Origin of the sequence: Nostoc sp., assembly GCF_036917375.1 — a bacterium.
In the GTDB taxonomy this organism is placed as follows: Bacteria; Cyanobacteriota; Cyanobacteriia; order Cyanobacteriales; family Nostocaceae; genus Nostoc.
This window is the reverse complement of sequence record NZ_JBALDN010000075.1, coordinates 1-15,123: the sequence shown is the minus strand read 5'-3', so window position 1 is coordinate 15,123 and position 15,123 is coordinate 1. Positions and strand designations below refer to the sequence as shown.

The window sequence follows — 15,123 nt, the reverse complement described above, 5'->3', positions numbered from 1 at the left end:
TTAACTACACCAGTGGAGAGATTGGCATCAATTGGACCAGAGAAGAAAGCGTAAGATGTGGTATCAGTTCCAGCACCACCATCAATGGTGTCAAATCCAAAGCCACCATCTAGGAAGTCATCGCCATTACCACCAAACAGTTTGTCATCACCATCCAAGCCTTTGAGGGTATCGTTGTCGCTACTACCGAAGATAACATCATTACCATTAGTTCCGGAAAAATTAATTGCCATGAAAGTTTATCCTTAATCAAGATTAATTGTTAATATTAGGACTTACAATTCTACAAAAAGACAATTATGTGAATAAGGCTGTAATTTTCTTTTCCACCTACATTTATGACTGCGATATTTCCTGTCGATCTGATAACTAAAAAAATAAGTTAAGTCATTTAGACAGGAATAGATCGTGAGTGGAAACTACATTTCCAACTTGGGAATAGAAACAAGGGAAAACTTACCTAAGATCGCAAGAAGTGCTAATTCATATAACTGTGCATTTGTACAGCGTGTAAGTTCTAAATATTAAGACTGTTAAGCGTGTGAATCATGCTTGACACCCTCATATTAAGTAATCAATGTAGTTACGCAAGATTACGGAAAAAGAAAAAACTTTATGCAGCTAGCTCCCCTCTTCCCAATTTTCTACCGCATTCTCCAGCCAAGTTTTCCCAACTGCCTTTGGGCTGGAAATCCCGGTTCTAAAACGATCGCGCTCACATTTGATGATGGGCCCCACCCGCAATACACACCCGAAGTCTTGGCAGTGTTAGATCGTTACAAGATTACAGCGAGTTTTTTTTGGTTGGGTGTTTGCGTCAACCGTTCACCAGCCATTGCTAAAGCCGTTAGCGATCGCAGACACTGGATTGGATTGCATGGCTACGATCATCGCTCTTTTCCCATGCTTTCCCCAAATGACCTGAAGGACAGTTTAGAAAAAACCCAAACTGCCATTTATAAAGCCTGCAACCTGCAACCTCAACAAGTGCGAGATGTGCGCCCCCCGAACGGTTTATTTACACCTGCTACTTTAAATTTTTTTTCTCAGTGGAATTACCGCCCAGTTATGTGGAGCGTTGTCCCAGAAGACTGGGTGCGACCAGGTGTCACCACTGTGGTACAGCGAATTATGCAACAGGTAAAAAATGGTTCAATAATTGTTTTGCATGATGGTGCTTGCGGTGGACAAGATGTTGCTGCCACAATTCAAATTCTCATTCCACAACTGCTACAACAGGGTTATGAGTTTGTAACTGTTGATACTCTATGGCAGCAAAATCAGGCTAACTAAAGTATTAGCCTGTCAAGTTAAATAAAAATGTGGTACTGGCGTGTTTAGTACTCAAACTTAGCGATCGCTTATTTACATATTTTGCATAATTTGGCAAATATGTTTATCTGCGATTACGACATTGTAATGGATAGCGCTTACCCCGCCATGTCGTCCAACCATCTGCTATTTTAGTACGACTGTTATATTTGAGATACCAGTTATCTTGTTCTGCACCTAAATAACGAATACCTAAATCCTGTTTTTGTCTGCTGGAAAAACGTTTTCCTAGAGGAACCCACGCACTACCGTTATCACTAAACCGCCCGACGAGACGGACACCAGAAGTAGTAGAGCAAACATCACCGTTACAACTAGTTTGTGGATCGTCGACTACTTTCCACTGCATTTTCGCTGGTCTACCGTCAATATTACAATCCCAAAGACCAAAGAACCACTCACCAGCAATTTGACTGGCTTTAACATGACTAGATGCCAATACCAAACTTGCAGGAACAATCGCCAAGCCCAAAAGCCATTTTGTGATGTTTTTCATAAAGCTTCACCAATTCCTTAAGCTAATCTATGCTTTCTATTCACTTATAGATATCAGTATTACTGTTTATGCAAATCATAAAAATGTAAAGATTTAATATTTTTTGTGCATAGATTGCGACACCTTCCTGTTTGTACAATTGAACGGATTAATCAATTACAAACGGGTGAACTGTTGCAGATTTCAAGGAAAGTGAGGTACAAAACTATTTGTCTATTACCCAGGTATAAGGCGTGTTTTACTACTGAATTCTGCTGTATTTAACTAACGAATTTCAAAATATATCTGACCTGAGTACATTCCTCTTATGCACTGAGGATAATTCAAAACTGCTAAAAGTAAAAATTGAGCGCGTTAACCTAATACCAAAACTTCTCCAATTGCGTTTATTGTTTAATATGACCGCAGAATGCTATGAAGATTTTCTTACATTTTCTAGTCGGGAGTATCAGCCTTTAGTGGCTGATATCCCAGTGACTTATGCTAGTTCCTAGAGTTGATGTGTGGCTAAAAAAGCTTCGACTTCAGCAGCAGTAGGTTGAGAAGCGATCGCACCTGGTTTAATAGTAGTCAGTGCCCCAACAGCGCTGGCATAAGTGACAATGCGTTTTACTGTTTCTGCATCCCGCAAGCTGTGGATACCATACTGACTCAGTTGATGGATGAATCCTGCCAAAAAGCTATCTCCTGCGCCAGTTGTATCAACTACAGGGATGGAAAACGAGGGTAATTTGCCTTCGTTCTCACCTAGACAATAAGTGCAGCCGTTTTCCCCATCTGTCACTAGTACCCCCTCAATCGAAGCTAGACGATAAGTGATAGCTCCGGGATCTGCGGTTTCAAATAGCCATTCAGCTTCTTCTTTGGAGAGTTTGAGGAAATCAACTCGCTTAAATAATTCTGGAATTTTTTGATGGGCGATGTTTGGCTCTTTCCAAAATACAGGACGCCAGTTAACATCCAGCACAATTTTTAAGTCGTAATGTTCTGCTAACTCTAAAGCGCGGTTTATTGCCGCTTCACTTTCAGGATAGGCTAATTCCAAAGTACCCAAAACCAGAAAATCTGCTTCTTGAAACAGCGAATCTGACAATTGTTTAGCTTGCAGGCGAGTATCGGCAAATTCTGCGGTATCGTACTGACCAAATCCGGCAAAAGTGCGATCGCCAGCCAGATCCCGTGTAACATAAACTTGCCGCGTTGGTGCCGTGGGATGGCGTTGTACTCCCGTCGTTTCTACACCTACATCTTGTAATAGCTTGACCAGTGCATTTCCTGGCTCATCTTCGCCAACAGCTCCAATAAATCCTGCTGATATTCCTAGCTTGACTAAAGCACAGGCGACATTAGCTGGTGCCCCTCCTGGGTAAGGAGTCCAAGATTTCACTTCTTCCAGCTTTAGCCCTAATTGATCGGCTAAACAATCAAACAAAATTTCACCAAGGCACAAAACACGGGGATTGCTCATCTCATTTTCAATTTTAGATTTTGATTTAGGATTAGGAATTTACAGTATAAAATCTACAATAGTTTTTGCTAATCTGTCGCCAGTCCTTCATAGAATTAAATAGCAATTTTTACTACTTATATAGAGTGTATGTGCTTCTAATCCTCGCTTATTTTATCTCAGTGCTTAGAGGATGTGTTTGTCAAAATAAGCTATATTTGTTACATAAACTCTCATGTGGTTTATATTTTTAGCAACTTGAAATCCAAAGAAAATATTGACAATCATATTACTGCTAACACTTGAAACTCCTACCAAGAAAAGAATCTTCTAGAATTAGAAAGAGCGATTAAGTACATATACCAAGGGAGGATAGAAATAGTCATGGCTGGTGGCAAGTCTGAGACCCCCGTTAGTCTGTCAGACAGAGAACTGCAAATTATCGACTTAGTAGCCGCTGGCTTAACTAACCAAGAGATTGCAGCAAAACTGGAGATTAGCAAGCGTACAGTTGATAACCATATCAGTAATATTCTCACTAAGACTGAGACAGATAATCGAGTAGCCCTTGTCCGCTGGGCTTTACAGTGGGGCAAAGTCTGTTTGAATGATGTCAATTGCTGTACTCTGCCTAACCAGATTGAATAAACAATTTACTAGTAAAAGCGTAATTGCTTTGGTCTAGTAAATTACAAACCAATTTTGAGTTTTACTGATTGTTTCCCTCTTTACGCCTAAGTTTTCAGTGTGAACACTCTACCAGAAGTTCCGAGTCCTTCACTCAGCCGGAGTTTATGTTAGTGGAGCCAGCTGACCCTCGGACTCGGAAACTAAAAAGATCGGAATTCCTTTCCAAATTGACTGGGGATTGGAGAAGCAGAGGAGCAGTTGCAGTAAGTCTTTCCCCTCTGCCCCTCGGTCACTGAGCGACTTGCCTTGAGCGTATCGCTAAAGCGAAAGCTCCGCTAACGCGTAGCGTCTCGTAGAGAAGTCGAAAGGAGCCGAAGTGCTGCACCTCTGCCTCTTATGTCCCATATCCTAACTAAGGATTTCCAACGAAAAAAATATTCCATTGCTGTGTATGCAGAGGAGGCAGAGGAAGCAGAGGAGCAGAGGAGAAAAAATCTGCCACTATGAAAATGGGATAATTTATTTTCTGGAAGTCCCAATTAAACAATCATCTACAAAAATTCGCAACAATTCAGTGGTGCAAGCGTTACATTTGAAAGAAATCTATGTTGCCCCATCGCCTTTGGGAGTAGTATTTCAATGAATACTTCCGCTTCTTTTCAGGGTAGCTGGTCTCCCTTTGAATTTTTTAACTTTGATTTTTCGATACCTGTATCTGAGAAGGTTCCAAGTCTGGAAAACCAATCTTCAGACTTTCCGCAACCCACACAAGATGCCGACTTACTCAGACAGCTATCGTTTATTCCAGGGTTGAAAGAAATTTTGATGCTGCGGCAGGTTCACGCTTTAGAACATGCTACTGTTTGGGTTCTTAGCGAATCAAAAAGTACCTATTCTGCTCCAGCAGAATCGACTAATGTTCAACTAGATAATGAACTATTAGGCGGTTTATCTACTGAGCAGGGATTTTACCTCTATGGTGAGGTAAATATTAGTGATTTGCGGCGTGCAGTCACACTTGCTCGACATCGCATTACCAGTGGAGAATGGGATTTGGCCGTACATCCCCGTTGTGGCACAAATTTATCAGTAGCAATGCTCTTAACGGCTGGACTAGCTGTCGGTGTGCATCTATTGTTACCATTTCGACCAATCGAGCAACTTATAGGTTTGGGGTTAGCAGCAACGACAGCCGCAGAACTCGCACCTGATTTAGGTTCCATAGCACAGCGTTACCTTACAACCGCTATTCCTTTTAACCTAGCAATCGAAAATATTACCCGTACACGTGACGTTTGGGGGCGTGAGGCACATTTTGTTAAAGTGGGCTGGCAAGAATAAAGAGAGCAAGAAGAGATAAGGGGACAAGATAAAATTTTCTCTATTGTCTCCCCATCTTTCCACACTCTCTACTCCCTACTCCCCTAAAAAAATTATGAGAAAACTTTACTTCTTACTTCCCGGTACAGATAGCAAATTTGCCTGTGGTGGTCTTTGGGCTGAGTTAAAAGCACTTAATCTAGCTCAGAATTTCTGTAGTGCTGATGTTGTAACTTACCGTCAACGGGAAAAAGATAAGCTTTTTATTGATGATTTGCTAAAAGAGCAAAATTTAAATGATGTAATTTTTGTAATCAGTTGGGGATTTGATATAGCTCAACTTGTGGCTAAACTTAAGCAATACAATGTCGTTTATCATGCACATAGCGCAGGTTATTCATTTAGACTACCTGCAAGCATTCCAATCATGACTGTTAGCCGCTATACAATGGGATATTGGGGAGAAAAATCACCCAATTCTCTGATTTATTATTTGCCCAATCAAATCTCTGATGAGTTTCAAAATTTAGGGTTGGAACGGGATATTGATGTTTTAGTTCAAGCTCGGAAGTCTTCGGAATATTTAATTAAAGAATTGATTCCAGCGTTGCAAAAACGTTGTAAAGTATTGGTTGTTGACTCATATATAGAGGATTTACCTGGACTATTCAACCGAGCTAAGGTTTACCTCTATGATTCTGCTGAGTACTGGGCACAACAGGGTGTTAGTGAAGGATTTGGTTTACAACCAATGGAAGCTCTTGCTTGTGGTTGTCAAGTATTTTCTAGTGTAAACGGTGGACTTGCTGATTACTTAGACCCTGGATTTAATTGCTATAAAATTGCTGGATATTCTCAAGAATATGATGTGCAACGTATTTTGAAGGTAATTGAATCTTCAGTAGCTTTTAACTTATCTGAAGATTTTTTGGTTGAGCATCGGACTGAAAATATTATTAAGCGTTTCCAAGTTATTCTGGATGAGTTAAATGAGTTTTTTGATCACAAAATTCAGCAGCCATCTAATATTAAGAGTTTGACTAAAATACGGATGGCGAAATTACTCGCTCAGAGGATATATGGTAAATTGAGGAAGAAATATTTTAAGTAATAGAAACGTAAGAATTCAGCACCCAGGAGTCAAAGGCTAGAATTTATCAGTAATCTAGAATGATTGGTATATTTATTCATCAAATGTTCTCCTGATTGTTTAACTATTCTGAATTCTGAATTATTACATAGCAACGAACCGCAAAGGCGCACAGATTACAGAGAGAAGAGAGGAAATTCAATGAGTCGGCGGTTATTAGTTACTGGGGGTGCGGGGTTTATTGGGGCGAATTTTGTCCATCATTGGTGTCAGGCTTATCCAGACGATCGCGTGGTGGTGTTGGATGCGCTTACCTACGCGGGGAATCGTCTAAACTTGGCGCTGGTTGAAGGAAAAGAGAATTTTCGGTTTGTGCAGGGGGATATTTGCGATCGCACCATCATAGACAACCTATTAGCAACGGAAAATATTGATACCATCGCCCATTTTGCCGCTGAATCTCATGTGGATCGTTCGATTCTTGGCCCAGGTGCTTTTGTACAAACTAATGTAGTCGGGACTTTCACCCTACTAGAAGCTTTTCGGCAACATTGGGAGGCGAAAGCACAACCATCTGATTATCGTTTCCTACACGTTTCTACTGATGAAGTTTACGGTAGCCTGGGCGCAGATGACCCAGCTTTTTGTGAAACCACACCCTACGCTCCCAATAGCCCTTATTCTGCCTCGAAAGCGGGTAGCGATCATTTAGTACGTGCTTATTATCATACTTATCAACTTCCAACGATTATCACAAATTGCTCTAATAATTACGGCCCTTATCAGTTTCCTGAAAAACTAATTCCTCTAATGTGTATCAACACTTTGATCGGGAAACCATTACCTGTTTATGGTGATGGTAAAAATGTGCGGGATTGGCTTTATGTGGGCGATCATTGCCGTGCTTTAGATGTGGTAATCAATAATGGTCAACCAGGAGAAACATACAATATTGGTGGCAAGAATGAGGTGGAAAATATTAACCTCGTGCAACTTTTATGTCAAATGATGGATGAATTAGCACCTGATTTACCAGTATATCCAGCCAAGCAGTTGATCGCTTTTGTTAAGGATAGACAGGGACACGATAGGAGATATGCAATTAATGCAAACAAAATAAAAACTCAGCTTGGTTGGACGCCTTCAGTAACAATTGCTGAGGGTTTACGTTTAACAGTTGAATGGTATCTCAATCATCGTGATTGGTGGGAGCCTCTGCTGTCTGCGGAATATCAAGCTTACTATCGCAAAAATTATCTGTAAAATTACCCAAAATGGGGCTAACTCTAACGAGTAATGGTCTCAAATTTTTATGGGGAACTAATTTGTCATAATGTAAGCGACCAAGAATGATGCCTGGATGTCTATTTTGATTGTGAGCAAATTCTTCAATCGCTTTCCGAGAAAAGACTTTTTTACTAGTAATAATAAATTCATTTAATGTCTGAGGATTTATTAACCAGTCAGCGGCTTTTTCGTTAGCTGCTCTTTCCTCATCATTCTCTTTTAACGCATCCAAATTATCTAAATAAGCTCCTTGATGTCCTAAAACAATATGTGCTAACTCATGCATGAGGGTGAACCAGAATGAATCTATCCGGTCATATCTCAATGTCAACGCGATAACGGGATTACCATTTAAATATAAGGCTGCACCATCCAAGTAGGTTTTGCTTAAATGCGGCACAATTATAAAATGTACACCTAAATCTGCCAGCAATTTAGGAATCTGCACAATACTTTCTACTTGTTTCGCACAAGCAAGAATTTCAGGGATAGCAGTCTCAAGTTTTTTGCGTTTAAAACTAGCAACTGCTTGTTGTTTTGCTAGGTTCTCAACTTGTTTTACCCAAGCTATGCGAGAAGTTTCCTCTGGCTCTCGATGCTCGGAACAACGAAAATTAACATCTAGCTGGAGTGTTTCATCTAAAGAAGATATGCCGAAAAAATCACATACCTGCCGTTCTAAGTCATCAATTGAATCTGCTGCTTGAATCCACTTATTTTTGATTAGTTCAGAGATGGGAGCAATTGTATACAATCGACTTTTACGAGCTATATCTTGCTCTTTTTTTTCTTTTCCTACTAGATGAAGCCGATACTTTGCTTCAAGATTTGTCCAGAACTCTGGAGAAGTACCCAAGGCTTGAGAGAGTTCGATAGCTATTTCAGGTGTAATTTGCTTGCTTCCGTGAATAATTTCATTGATGGTTTGAACTGGACGCCCCATAATTTCTGCTAAATCTTTCTGTGTCCAGCTACGGGTTTCTAATTCTCGACTTAAAATTTTTCCTGGTGTTGGTACTTTTGCTGGTGCTAGCTTCTGGCTCATATTGCTGTCTCCCCTGCTGCCTTGGTTACTGGTAGTCGGGGTGAGACAATATCCGAGCGCCTTCATAATTGAATTGACGTTTTCAAGGCGCGGGTTGCCATTACTGGATAAGGCTTTTTGCAATCCCCGGCGTGTCATGCCTGTTTGCTCGGCTATCTCACTAATTCCTCGTACACGAGCAACGACGCGCAAAGATGCCAACAATGCGCCGGAATCGTTGTCCTCTGCATATTCCTGAAATATCTCGGTCAAATAATCGTCGATTTCTTCCGGGTGTTTGCGGAAGTACTCTTCTTCAAATTCATCAAGTGTTCTAAATTTTCTCACGGCTTAGGTACTCCTTCCAGTAAGCTTTTGCGTCTTCGATGTCCTGATTCTGTGTGCTTTTGTCGCCTCCAAACAGTACGACAACAATATTTTCAGCATCTTCACCGAAATAGACGCGATAACCAGAACCAAAGAACATTCGCAACTCGCTCAAACCATCTCCTATCGGCGCAACATCGCCGTAATTGCCTTGTTCAAGGCGGCGTAAGCGTTGCAGTATACGTCGTTTTCCTTGTCGATCACGTAAATTATCTATCCACTCTGCAAAAGGCTCGTAACCGTCTTGATTGGCATAGATGATAATCTGTTTTGTTTGTGCTTCTTTGGCCACTTTTAATCTCTACTATATTTATAACATATGCGAACCATAATTCGCATTAATTTTTTAGATAATCCCAAAATTGCAATCTTCAACTGCTTTCAATAAATTATCAGGCTGCCACAGTTTATCTAGATAATGACTATCCTTGAATATAAGGGAATCAGATCAACGTAAATTGCCAGCAGGTGTTAAGATGCTGCAACCAGAACAAATATTACAAGATCGTTATCAAATCCAGCGCCAACTCGGCAACAATGGAATTCGTCAAACTTGGCTTGCATTGGATTTACAAGCCTCTGATGGCGAAAATTCTATCGTTGTGGTCAAACTTTTGGCCTTTGGCGGTACTGTACAGTGGGATGACCTGAAACTTTTTGAGAGGGAAGCACAAGTTCTTAAACAGCTAAATCATCCCCGCATCCCTCGATATATAGATTATTTTTGTATCGACGATCGCACACTCTGGTTTGGCTTAATCCAAGAATATATCCCTGGTGAGTCGCTTAAGGAAAAACTTGCTGTTGGCAAAAGGTTTAGTGAAAAGCGAGCGAGAAAAATTGCTGTTGAAGTTTTAAATATTCTCACCTATCTACATGAGTTGAATCCTGGGGTGTTGCATAGAGATATTAAACCGAGTAATTTAATCTGGGGCGACGATAATCGGATTTATTTAGTTGATTTTGGCGCAGTTCAAGATAAAGCCGCAAGAGAAGGCGTTACTTTTACCGTTGTCGGGACTTATGGTTATGCCCCAATGGAACAATTTGGTGGTCGAGCTGTTGCGGCTTCAGACTTATATGCACTGGGAGCGACTTTGATTCATTTGCTCACTGGAACTTCCCCCTCTGATTTACCCCAGCAGGATTTGCGACTACAATTTACAGACCGAGTTAATAACCTCAGTCCCAGTTTTGTCAGTTGGCTACAAAAGTTGATAGAACCCGCTCCCGAACAAAGATTTACTAGTGCTAGCGTTGCGCTGAATGCCCTCAAATCGGGACTGAGTGTCAAATCTGCAAATAAGAATCAGCTTTTGCCACTAAAAGAAATCATCAACAATTCTGGATGCGGTATTAATAATCACAATGAAACAGTTCCAGAGGAAATTCTCGGTTGGAATTGGGGTGCTTTTCTAATGCCTTGGTTGTGGATGTGGCCGAATCAAGTATGGTATGGTTTATTCTGTTTTGTACCTAATGCTTGGTGGATAATGGCGATCGCACTCGGTGCAAAAGGCAACGAATGGGCTTGGAAAAGTAGGCAGTGGCGCAGCATTGAACAATTCAAAGCCCATCAGAGAGGCTGGGCGATCGCTGGTATTCTACTTGGAGCGCCTATTAGTATTATGTTATGGGTGCGAGCGATCGCTTTACTCAAAGCTGTATTTTAAGTAGGGGCATTGGGCATGAGGAAGAGACAAGGTAGATGGGGGAGACAAGGGAGAAACTTCTTCAATAATTCCCCCTTGTCCCCTTGTCTCCCCTGCCCCTCTGACCCTCTGCCCCCCTGCTTCCTTCTAACTACTAACTTGCGATTCAACTACACCCACAGGACAAGATACATTTGTCCCTCCCAAACCACAATACCCGTTGGGATTTTTAGCCAGGTATTGCTGATGATAAGCTTCGGCGTAGTAGAATTCAGGCGCATCCAAGATTTCTGTAGTAATCTTGCCATAACCTGCACCGTTGAGAGCTTCCTGATAAGCTTCCCGCGATGCTTCTGCTAGCTGCTTTTGATTTTCGGAATATACATAAATTCCCGAACGGTATTGAGTGCCAGTATCATTACCTTGGCGCATTCCTTGGGTGGGATTGTGGCTTTCCCAAAAGACTTTCAGCAGTTCGGCATAACTAATCACTTTGGGATCGAACACAACCAACACCACTTCATTGTGACCGGTTCGCCCACTACATACCTCTTCATAAGTGGGGTTGGGTGTGAACCCAGCAGCGTAACCGACTGCGGTGGTGTAAACTCCTTTAAGTTGCCAGAATTTGCGTTCTGCACCCCAAAAACAGCCCAAGCCAAAGATTGCCTTCTCTAATCCATCGGGAAAAGGAGGTTTTAAGCGATTCTTGTTGACATAATGAGCTGCGGGTACTGAGATAGATTGTGCCCTTCCTGGCAAAGCTTCCTCAGGTGTGGGCATAACTACCTTTTTGCCAAATCCGAATAGTGCCATTGATTTTGACTCTGATATATATCTTTACCTTATTTACCATTGTAAAGATTCTCGCGATCGCTGGGGTTGTAAGTATTAAGACCTTGTTGATATTGAAGGTACGCTTTTGTTGCATCGAGGGCAATTATGCCAGTTGTGTAAGTCCTGTGTGGCGTTAGTTCATGCTATTCATCAATGTTATGAATACTTTTTAAGGCGAACTTAGGCTCAGAAGCTACTCATGGATAAAATACCGAAAATTGACCGTCAAAGGGAGCATCAAGCGAATGAACGGACATTTCTGGCTTGGCTACGCACTTCAATTGCATTGATTGGCTTTGGTTTTGCGATCGCGCGATTTGGTATATTTCTGCGTCAGTTGAATACTGCTATTACTCAACAAGAACCTCCGGTAAGTCCATTATCTAACTCGGAAAATTTGGGTGTTGCTTTGGTAATTTTTGGAATTTCGACTATTGCCTTAGCTGCGTGGCGATACAATCAAGTTTTCTGGCAAATTGAACGAGGTGACTATAGACCAAATAGGTTGACGGTTTGGATAATGACTGGAGTAGTAATTATTTTGGGGTTTCTAAGTCTTCCTTTACTTTTAAGGCGCGATAAAGTACCTTCTCGTTCTCCGCTTCCCATTCAACCACAGTCCCGAAATTTGCCTTAAATACACTTTTTAGACGATCGCATTTTTTTGTAACTTTTTTGCCGATTCTCAATCAATCTTAGGGTAGGCGTAGCCCAACCCATGCATCGCTCTATGTCTGCCCAATTTATCGCACTTTATATCTAGCAAGCTTTTAGGCTTTTTGCGATCGTCGCTTTCACCTTGGGCTGAATCGTCATACACTGATTTTGAACTAATGAAAGCGGTTGCCCTCAAAGAAACGATGAGCGAAAGTAAGATATCAGAGATATTAGAAACCTTCGAGGCAGAATTGCTGTCGGAGTGGACTCAAGAACTAGCCACTGTGAATATTCGGAGAGGCTTGATTAAAGAAGCACAGCTAAAGGAAGAGTGCCGAGAATTCCTTAGTTTGTTTCGGATTGCCGTTGGGCGGGGCAACTTTACCAATATTCAGGCAGCAACGTGGCAAGATATGCGGGAGATGCTCAACAGCATTTCTCGATCGCGATCGCAAAATGGTTTCACACCCTCAGAAACCGCTACATTCGTCTTTTCGTTCAAGCAACCCCTCTTCAAGCGAATGCGTCAGCAATTGCAAGACCCGATTGAGTTGGGTGAAAATATCTGGTTAGCCACAAACTTACTAGATCAGCTAGGATTACTGACCATTGAAGTCTATCAAAAGGCGCGGGAAGAGGTGATTTTGCGGCAGCAGGAAGAGTTGATGGAGCTGTCTACCCCAGTGGTTAAACTCTGGGAGGGAATTTTGGCATTGCCGATAATCGGCACCCTGGATAGTGCCCGGACTCAAATGATGATGGAGTCGTTATTGCAGAAGATTGTCGAAACCAGTTCCGAAGTTGCCATCATTGACATTACTGGGGTTCCCACTGTCGATACCCTGACTGCTCAACATCTGCTCAAGACTGTTACTGCCGCCCGTCTCATGGGAGCTGATTGTATGATCAGTGGCATTCGTCCTCAAATTGCCCAAACGATCGTTTATCTCGGCATTGACTTGACAAATGTAGTCACAAAAGCAACGTTAGCCGATGCCTTTCTCACGGCGCTAAAACGGTTGGGAACGACCATTACCCGCTCTCAATCCAAATAGCTGGAAAAAAGCAATGGAACGCATTCCTATACTTAAAATGGGCAATTTTCTACTTGTGACAATCCAGGTAGATATGCACGATCGCCTTGCCATCATGCTACAGGAAGACTTGACAAACCGCATCACTCAAACTCACGCTCACGGTGTCCTGATCGATATTTCGGGATTAGAGATTGTTGATTCCTTCATTGGGAGGATTTTAGCGAACATTGCCAGAATGTCACGGGTGCTGGATGCTGAGACAGTTGTCGTCGGGATGCAGCCTGCTGTGGCAATCACCTTAGTGGAATTGGGGCTGTCGCTGACGGGGATTCGCACTGCCCTAAACGTCGAAAAGGGTATGGCATTGTTGCGATCGTCACTCAATGAAACCACGTATCAAATCACTGCCAATAAATGGCGTGCAGATGATGATGCAGAAGACTGAAACGATTAACATTCAATCTTCTACAGATGTAGTTTTAGTTCGGCAGTCTGTGCGCCAGCTGGCCGTGGAAATTGGCTTTGGCTTAGTAGACCAAACTAAAATTATCACCGCCGCCAGTGAGTTAGCCCGCAATACCCTAGACTACGGAGGGGGCGGCACAGTCAAGCTAGAAACCCTTCAGGAAGGGCGACGACGAGGACTCCGGCTGACCTTTGAAGATCGGGGGCCGGGAATTTCCGATATCGAACTAGCGCTAAAGGATGGGTTCACCACGGGTAGCGGGTTAGGTATGGGGCTGGGTGGTGCTAAACGACTTGCCAACGAGTTTGAGATTCAGTCTGTGGTGGGAGAAGGGACACGGATAATAATTGTACGATGGAAATAAAATGAAAGAATCTGTCGCTGTCACAATTACTGAATCTAGCCAGACCGGAGAAGCCAGACGGGCAGCGATGGCTTTAGCAACTCAGCTCGGTTTTCAGGAAACAGAACGGGGCAAGGTTGGGATTGTGGTGACAGAAATTGCGAACAATCTGGTACAGCACGCCCACGGGGGAGTCGTGCTGCTGCGATCGCTCAAAGAACATTCCAGAATTGGCATTGAAATCTTAGCGCTAGATAAAGGACGGGGAATGGTCGATGTGGATGAGTGTTTGCAAGATGGCTTTTCCACAGCCGGAACCTTGGGCAATGGTATGGGTGCAATTCATCGCCTTTCTGGTTTATTGGAAATTTACTCCGTTCCCAACCAAGGAACAGCGCTCTTGGCTCACCTCTGGCCAGACCCAGCCCCCCATTTGCCTGAAAAATTTTTAGAAATTGGAGCGATCTGTTTGCCCAAACGAGGAGAAGAGGTTTCCGGGGATACCTGGGCATCGGAAGTCGATAGTTGTCGTAGCCTGTTGTTAGTAGCTGATGGTTTAGGGCATGGGCCTGCCGCGGCTTCTGCTGCTTCTGCTGCCGTGAGAATGTTTCAAGAACATCTTCATCGTTCTCCGGGGGCGATCGTCGAAGCTGCCCACGCCGCCTTGCGAAGTACGCGAGGAGCAGCACTCGCCATTGCCGAAATCGACTTTGAACAACAGTCCATGCGCTTTGCGGGCATTGGCAACATCGCTGCCAGCATTTTCTCCTTTACTGAGCACCGCCATCTGCTATCTCACAATGGCACGGTCGGACATGAAATCCGCAAAATTCAAGAGTTTAGCTATCCCTGGTATGCCAACGGAATTTTAATTATGCATTCTGACGGATTAAGCTCTAAGTGGCAGATCGATCGCTATCCAGGCTTGATGCAAAAACATCCCAGCCTGATTGCAGGTGTGCTATACCGAGACTTTAACCGAGAGCGGGACGATGTGACAGTGTTAGTTGCCAAAGGAATGGGGAGTAATGAGTAATGAGTAATGAGTAATGAGTGATGAGTAATGAGTAATGAGTAATGAGTAATGAGTAATGAGTGATGAGTAATGAGTAATGAGT

General features: G+C 42.7%; 17 protein-coding genes. 11 read left to right on the top strand and 6 right to left on the bottom strand.

What is annotated here, in order from left to right; all coding sequences use genetic code 11:
- On the bottom strand, positions 1 to 233 hold a 233-nt coding region (locus V7K45_RS19415; protein WP_442942012.1), incomplete at its 3' end, for a calcium-binding protein.
- Between the two features lie 382 nt (positions 234 to 615).
- On the opposite strand from V7K45_RS19415, the gene V7K45_RS19410 reads away from it, so the two are divergent.
- Positions 616 to 1,293 (top strand): polysaccharide deacetylase family protein, encoded by a 678-nt coding sequence (locus V7K45_RS19410; RefSeq protein ID WP_335006236.1) that lies wholly within the window; start codon positions 616 to 618, stop codon positions 1,291 to 1,293.
- 103 nt (positions 1,294 to 1,396) lie between these two features.
- Here the strand turns inward: V7K45_RS19410 and V7K45_RS19405 are convergent, their stop codons facing one another.
- Together V7K45_RS19405 and V7K45_RS19400 are read right to left on the bottom strand one after the other, a co-directional pair.
- A complete protein-coding gene (locus tag V7K45_RS19405) occupies positions 1,397 to 1,828 on the bottom strand; it encodes a DUF6006 family protein (RefSeq protein WP_292816760.1) in 432 nt (143 codons plus the stop codon).
- A 490-nt stretch (positions 1,829 to 2,318) separates the two neighbouring features.
- Positions 2,319 to 3,296 (bottom strand): carbohydrate kinase family protein, encoded by a 978-nt coding sequence (locus V7K45_RS19400; protein WP_335006234.1) that lies wholly within the window; start codon positions 3,294 to 3,296, stop codon positions 2,319 to 2,321.
- A 363-nt stretch (positions 3,297 to 3,659) separates the two neighbouring features.
- Here V7K45_RS19400 and V7K45_RS19395 point away from each other — a divergent pair, with 363 nt between their 5' ends.
- The 4 genes from V7K45_RS19395 (at position 3,660) to rfbB (ending at position 7,578) form a co-directional block, all read left to right on the top strand.
- The gene (locus V7K45_RS19395; RefSeq protein WP_292870113.1) at positions 3,660 to 3,923 is read left to right on the top strand and encodes a helix-turn-helix domain-containing protein; all 264 of its coding nucleotides are present in this window, start codon (positions 3,660 to 3,662) and stop codon (positions 3,921 to 3,923) included.
- 621 nt (positions 3,924 to 4,544) lie between these two features.
- Positions 4,545 to 5,246, top strand: coding sequence for a DUF6391 domain-containing protein (locus V7K45_RS19390; RefSeq protein WP_335006231.1), 702 nt, complete (start codon positions 4,545 to 4,547; stop codon positions 5,244 to 5,246).
- Positions 5,247 to 5,340: 94 nt separating this feature from the next.
- Positions 5,341 to 6,336, top strand: coding sequence for a glycosyltransferase (locus tag V7K45_RS19385; RefSeq protein WP_335006229.1), 996 nt, complete (start codon positions 5,341 to 5,343; stop codon positions 6,334 to 6,336).
- Positions 6,337 to 6,516: 180 nt separating this feature from the next.
- The gene (gene rfbB / locus V7K45_RS19380) at positions 6,517 to 7,578 is read left to right on the top strand and encodes a dTDP-glucose 4,6-dehydratase (protein ID WP_335006227.1); all 1,062 of its coding nucleotides are present in this window, start codon (positions 6,517 to 6,519) and stop codon (positions 7,576 to 7,578) included.
- Here the strand turns inward: rfbB and V7K45_RS19375 are convergent.
- Positions 7,505 to 8,974 carry an addiction module antidote protein gene (locus tag V7K45_RS19375; RefSeq protein WP_335006225.1) on the bottom strand — a complete coding sequence of 490 codons (1,470 nt, stop codon included), beginning with the start codon at positions 8,972 to 8,974 and terminating at the stop codon, positions 7,505 to 7,507. The two genes, rfbB and V7K45_RS19375, sit on opposite strands and share 74 nt — an antisense overlap.
- Positions 8,961 to 9,305: a type II toxin-antitoxin system RelE/ParE family toxin gene (locus V7K45_RS19370; protein ID WP_335006223.1), complete on the bottom strand. Its 345-nt coding sequence runs from the start codon at positions 9,303 to 9,305 to the stop codon at positions 8,961 to 8,963. The genes V7K45_RS19375 and V7K45_RS19370 overlap by 14 nt, the downstream gene beginning before the upstream one ends.
- 184 nt (positions 9,306 to 9,489) lie before the next feature.
- On the opposite strand from V7K45_RS19370, the gene V7K45_RS19365 reads away from it, so the two are divergent.
- A complete protein-coding gene (locus V7K45_RS19365) occupies positions 9,490 to 10,686 on the top strand; it encodes a serine/threonine protein kinase (protein WP_335006221.1) in 1,197 nt (398 codons plus the stop codon).
- 126 nt (positions 10,687 to 10,812) lie between these two features.
- Here V7K45_RS19365 and msrA read toward each other — a convergent pair whose 3' ends face one another.
- Positions 10,813 to 11,481 carry a peptide-methionine (S)-S-oxide reductase MsrA gene (gene msrA / locus V7K45_RS19360; RefSeq protein WP_335006219.1) on the bottom strand — a complete coding sequence of 223 codons (669 nt, stop codon included), beginning with the start codon at positions 11,479 to 11,481 and terminating at the stop codon, positions 10,813 to 10,815.
- Between the two features lie 220 nt (positions 11,482 to 11,701).
- Here msrA and V7K45_RS19355 point away from each other — a divergent pair, with 220 nt between their 5' ends.
- The 5 genes from V7K45_RS19355 (at position 11,702) to V7K45_RS19335 (ending at position 15,041) form a co-directional block, all read left to right on the top strand.
- Entirely contained in the window at positions 11,702 to 12,139 is a 438-nt protein-coding gene (locus tag V7K45_RS19355) for a YidH family protein (protein WP_335006217.1), read from the top strand.
- 196 nt (positions 12,140 to 12,335) lie between these two features.
- The gene (locus V7K45_RS19350) at positions 12,336 to 13,214 is read left to right on the top strand and encodes an STAS domain-containing protein (protein WP_335006215.1); all 879 of its coding nucleotides are present in this window, start codon (positions 12,336 to 12,338) and stop codon (positions 13,212 to 13,214) included.
- Positions 13,215 to 13,227: 13 nt separating this feature from the next.
- Positions 13,228 to 13,641 (top strand): STAS domain-containing protein, encoded by a 414-nt coding sequence (locus tag V7K45_RS19345; protein ID WP_335006213.1) that lies wholly within the window; start codon positions 13,228 to 13,230, stop codon positions 13,639 to 13,641.
- Positions 13,580 to 14,026 carry an anti-sigma regulatory factor gene (locus tag V7K45_RS19340; RefSeq protein ID WP_335006211.1) on the top strand — a complete coding sequence of 149 codons (447 nt, stop codon included), beginning with the start codon at positions 13,580 to 13,582 and terminating at the stop codon, positions 14,024 to 14,026. The genes V7K45_RS19345 and V7K45_RS19340 overlap by 62 nt, the downstream gene beginning before the upstream one ends.
- 1 nt (position 14,027) lies before the next feature.
- A complete protein-coding gene (locus tag V7K45_RS19335; RefSeq protein WP_335006209.1) occupies positions 14,028 to 15,041 on the top strand; it encodes an ATP-binding SpoIIE family protein phosphatase in 1,014 nt (337 codons plus the stop codon).
- The last annotated feature ends 82 nt before the right edge of the window (positions 15,042 to 15,123 follow it).

Coding starts and splice junctions, on each gene's coding strand:
- V7K45_RS19410 (WP_335006236.1), top strand. CDS start 616: ATGCAGCTAGCTCCCCTCTTCCCAATTTTCTACCGCATTCTCCAGCCA.
- V7K45_RS19405 (WP_292816760.1), bottom strand. CDS start 1,828: ATGAAAAACATCACAAAATGGCTTTTGGGCTTGGCGATTGTTCCTGCA.
- V7K45_RS19400 (WP_335006234.1), bottom strand. CDS start 3,296: ATGAGCAATCCCCGTGTTTTGTGCCTTGGTGAAATTTTGTTTGATTGT.
- V7K45_RS19395 (WP_292870113.1), top strand. CDS start 3,660: ATGGCTGGTGGCAAGTCTGAGACCCCCGTTAGTCTGTCAGACAGAGAA.
- V7K45_RS19390 (WP_335006231.1), top strand. CDS start 4,545: ATGAATACTTCCGCTTCTTTTCAGGGTAGCTGGTCTCCCTTTGAATTT.
- V7K45_RS19385 (WP_335006229.1), top strand. CDS start 5,341: ATGAGAAAACTTTACTTCTTACTTCCCGGTACAGATAGCAAATTTGCC.
- rfbB (WP_335006227.1), top strand. CDS start 6,517: ATGAGTCGGCGGTTATTAGTTACTGGGGGTGCGGGGTTTATTGGGGCG.
- V7K45_RS19365 (WP_335006221.1), top strand. CDS start 9,490: ATGCTGCAACCAGAACAAATATTACAAGATCGTTATCAAATCCAGCGC.
- msrA (WP_335006219.1), bottom strand. CDS start 11,481: ATGGCACTATTCGGATTTGGCAAAAAGGTAGTTATGCCCACACCTGAG.
- V7K45_RS19355 (WP_335006217.1), top strand. CDS start 11,702: ATGGATAAAATACCGAAAATTGACCGTCAAAGGGAGCATCAAGCGAAT.
- V7K45_RS19350 (WP_335006215.1), top strand. CDS start 12,336: ATGAAAGCGGTTGCCCTCAAAGAAACGATGAGCGAAAGTAAGATATCA.
- V7K45_RS19345 (WP_335006213.1), top strand. CDS start 13,228: ATGGAACGCATTCCTATACTTAAAATGGGCAATTTTCTACTTGTGACA.
- V7K45_RS19340 (WP_335006211.1), top strand. CDS start 13,580: ATGAAACCACGTATCAAATCACTGCCAATAAATGGCGTGCAGATGATG.
- V7K45_RS19335 (WP_335006209.1), top strand. CDS start 14,028: ATGAAAGAATCTGTCGCTGTCACAATTACTGAATCTAGCCAGACCGGA.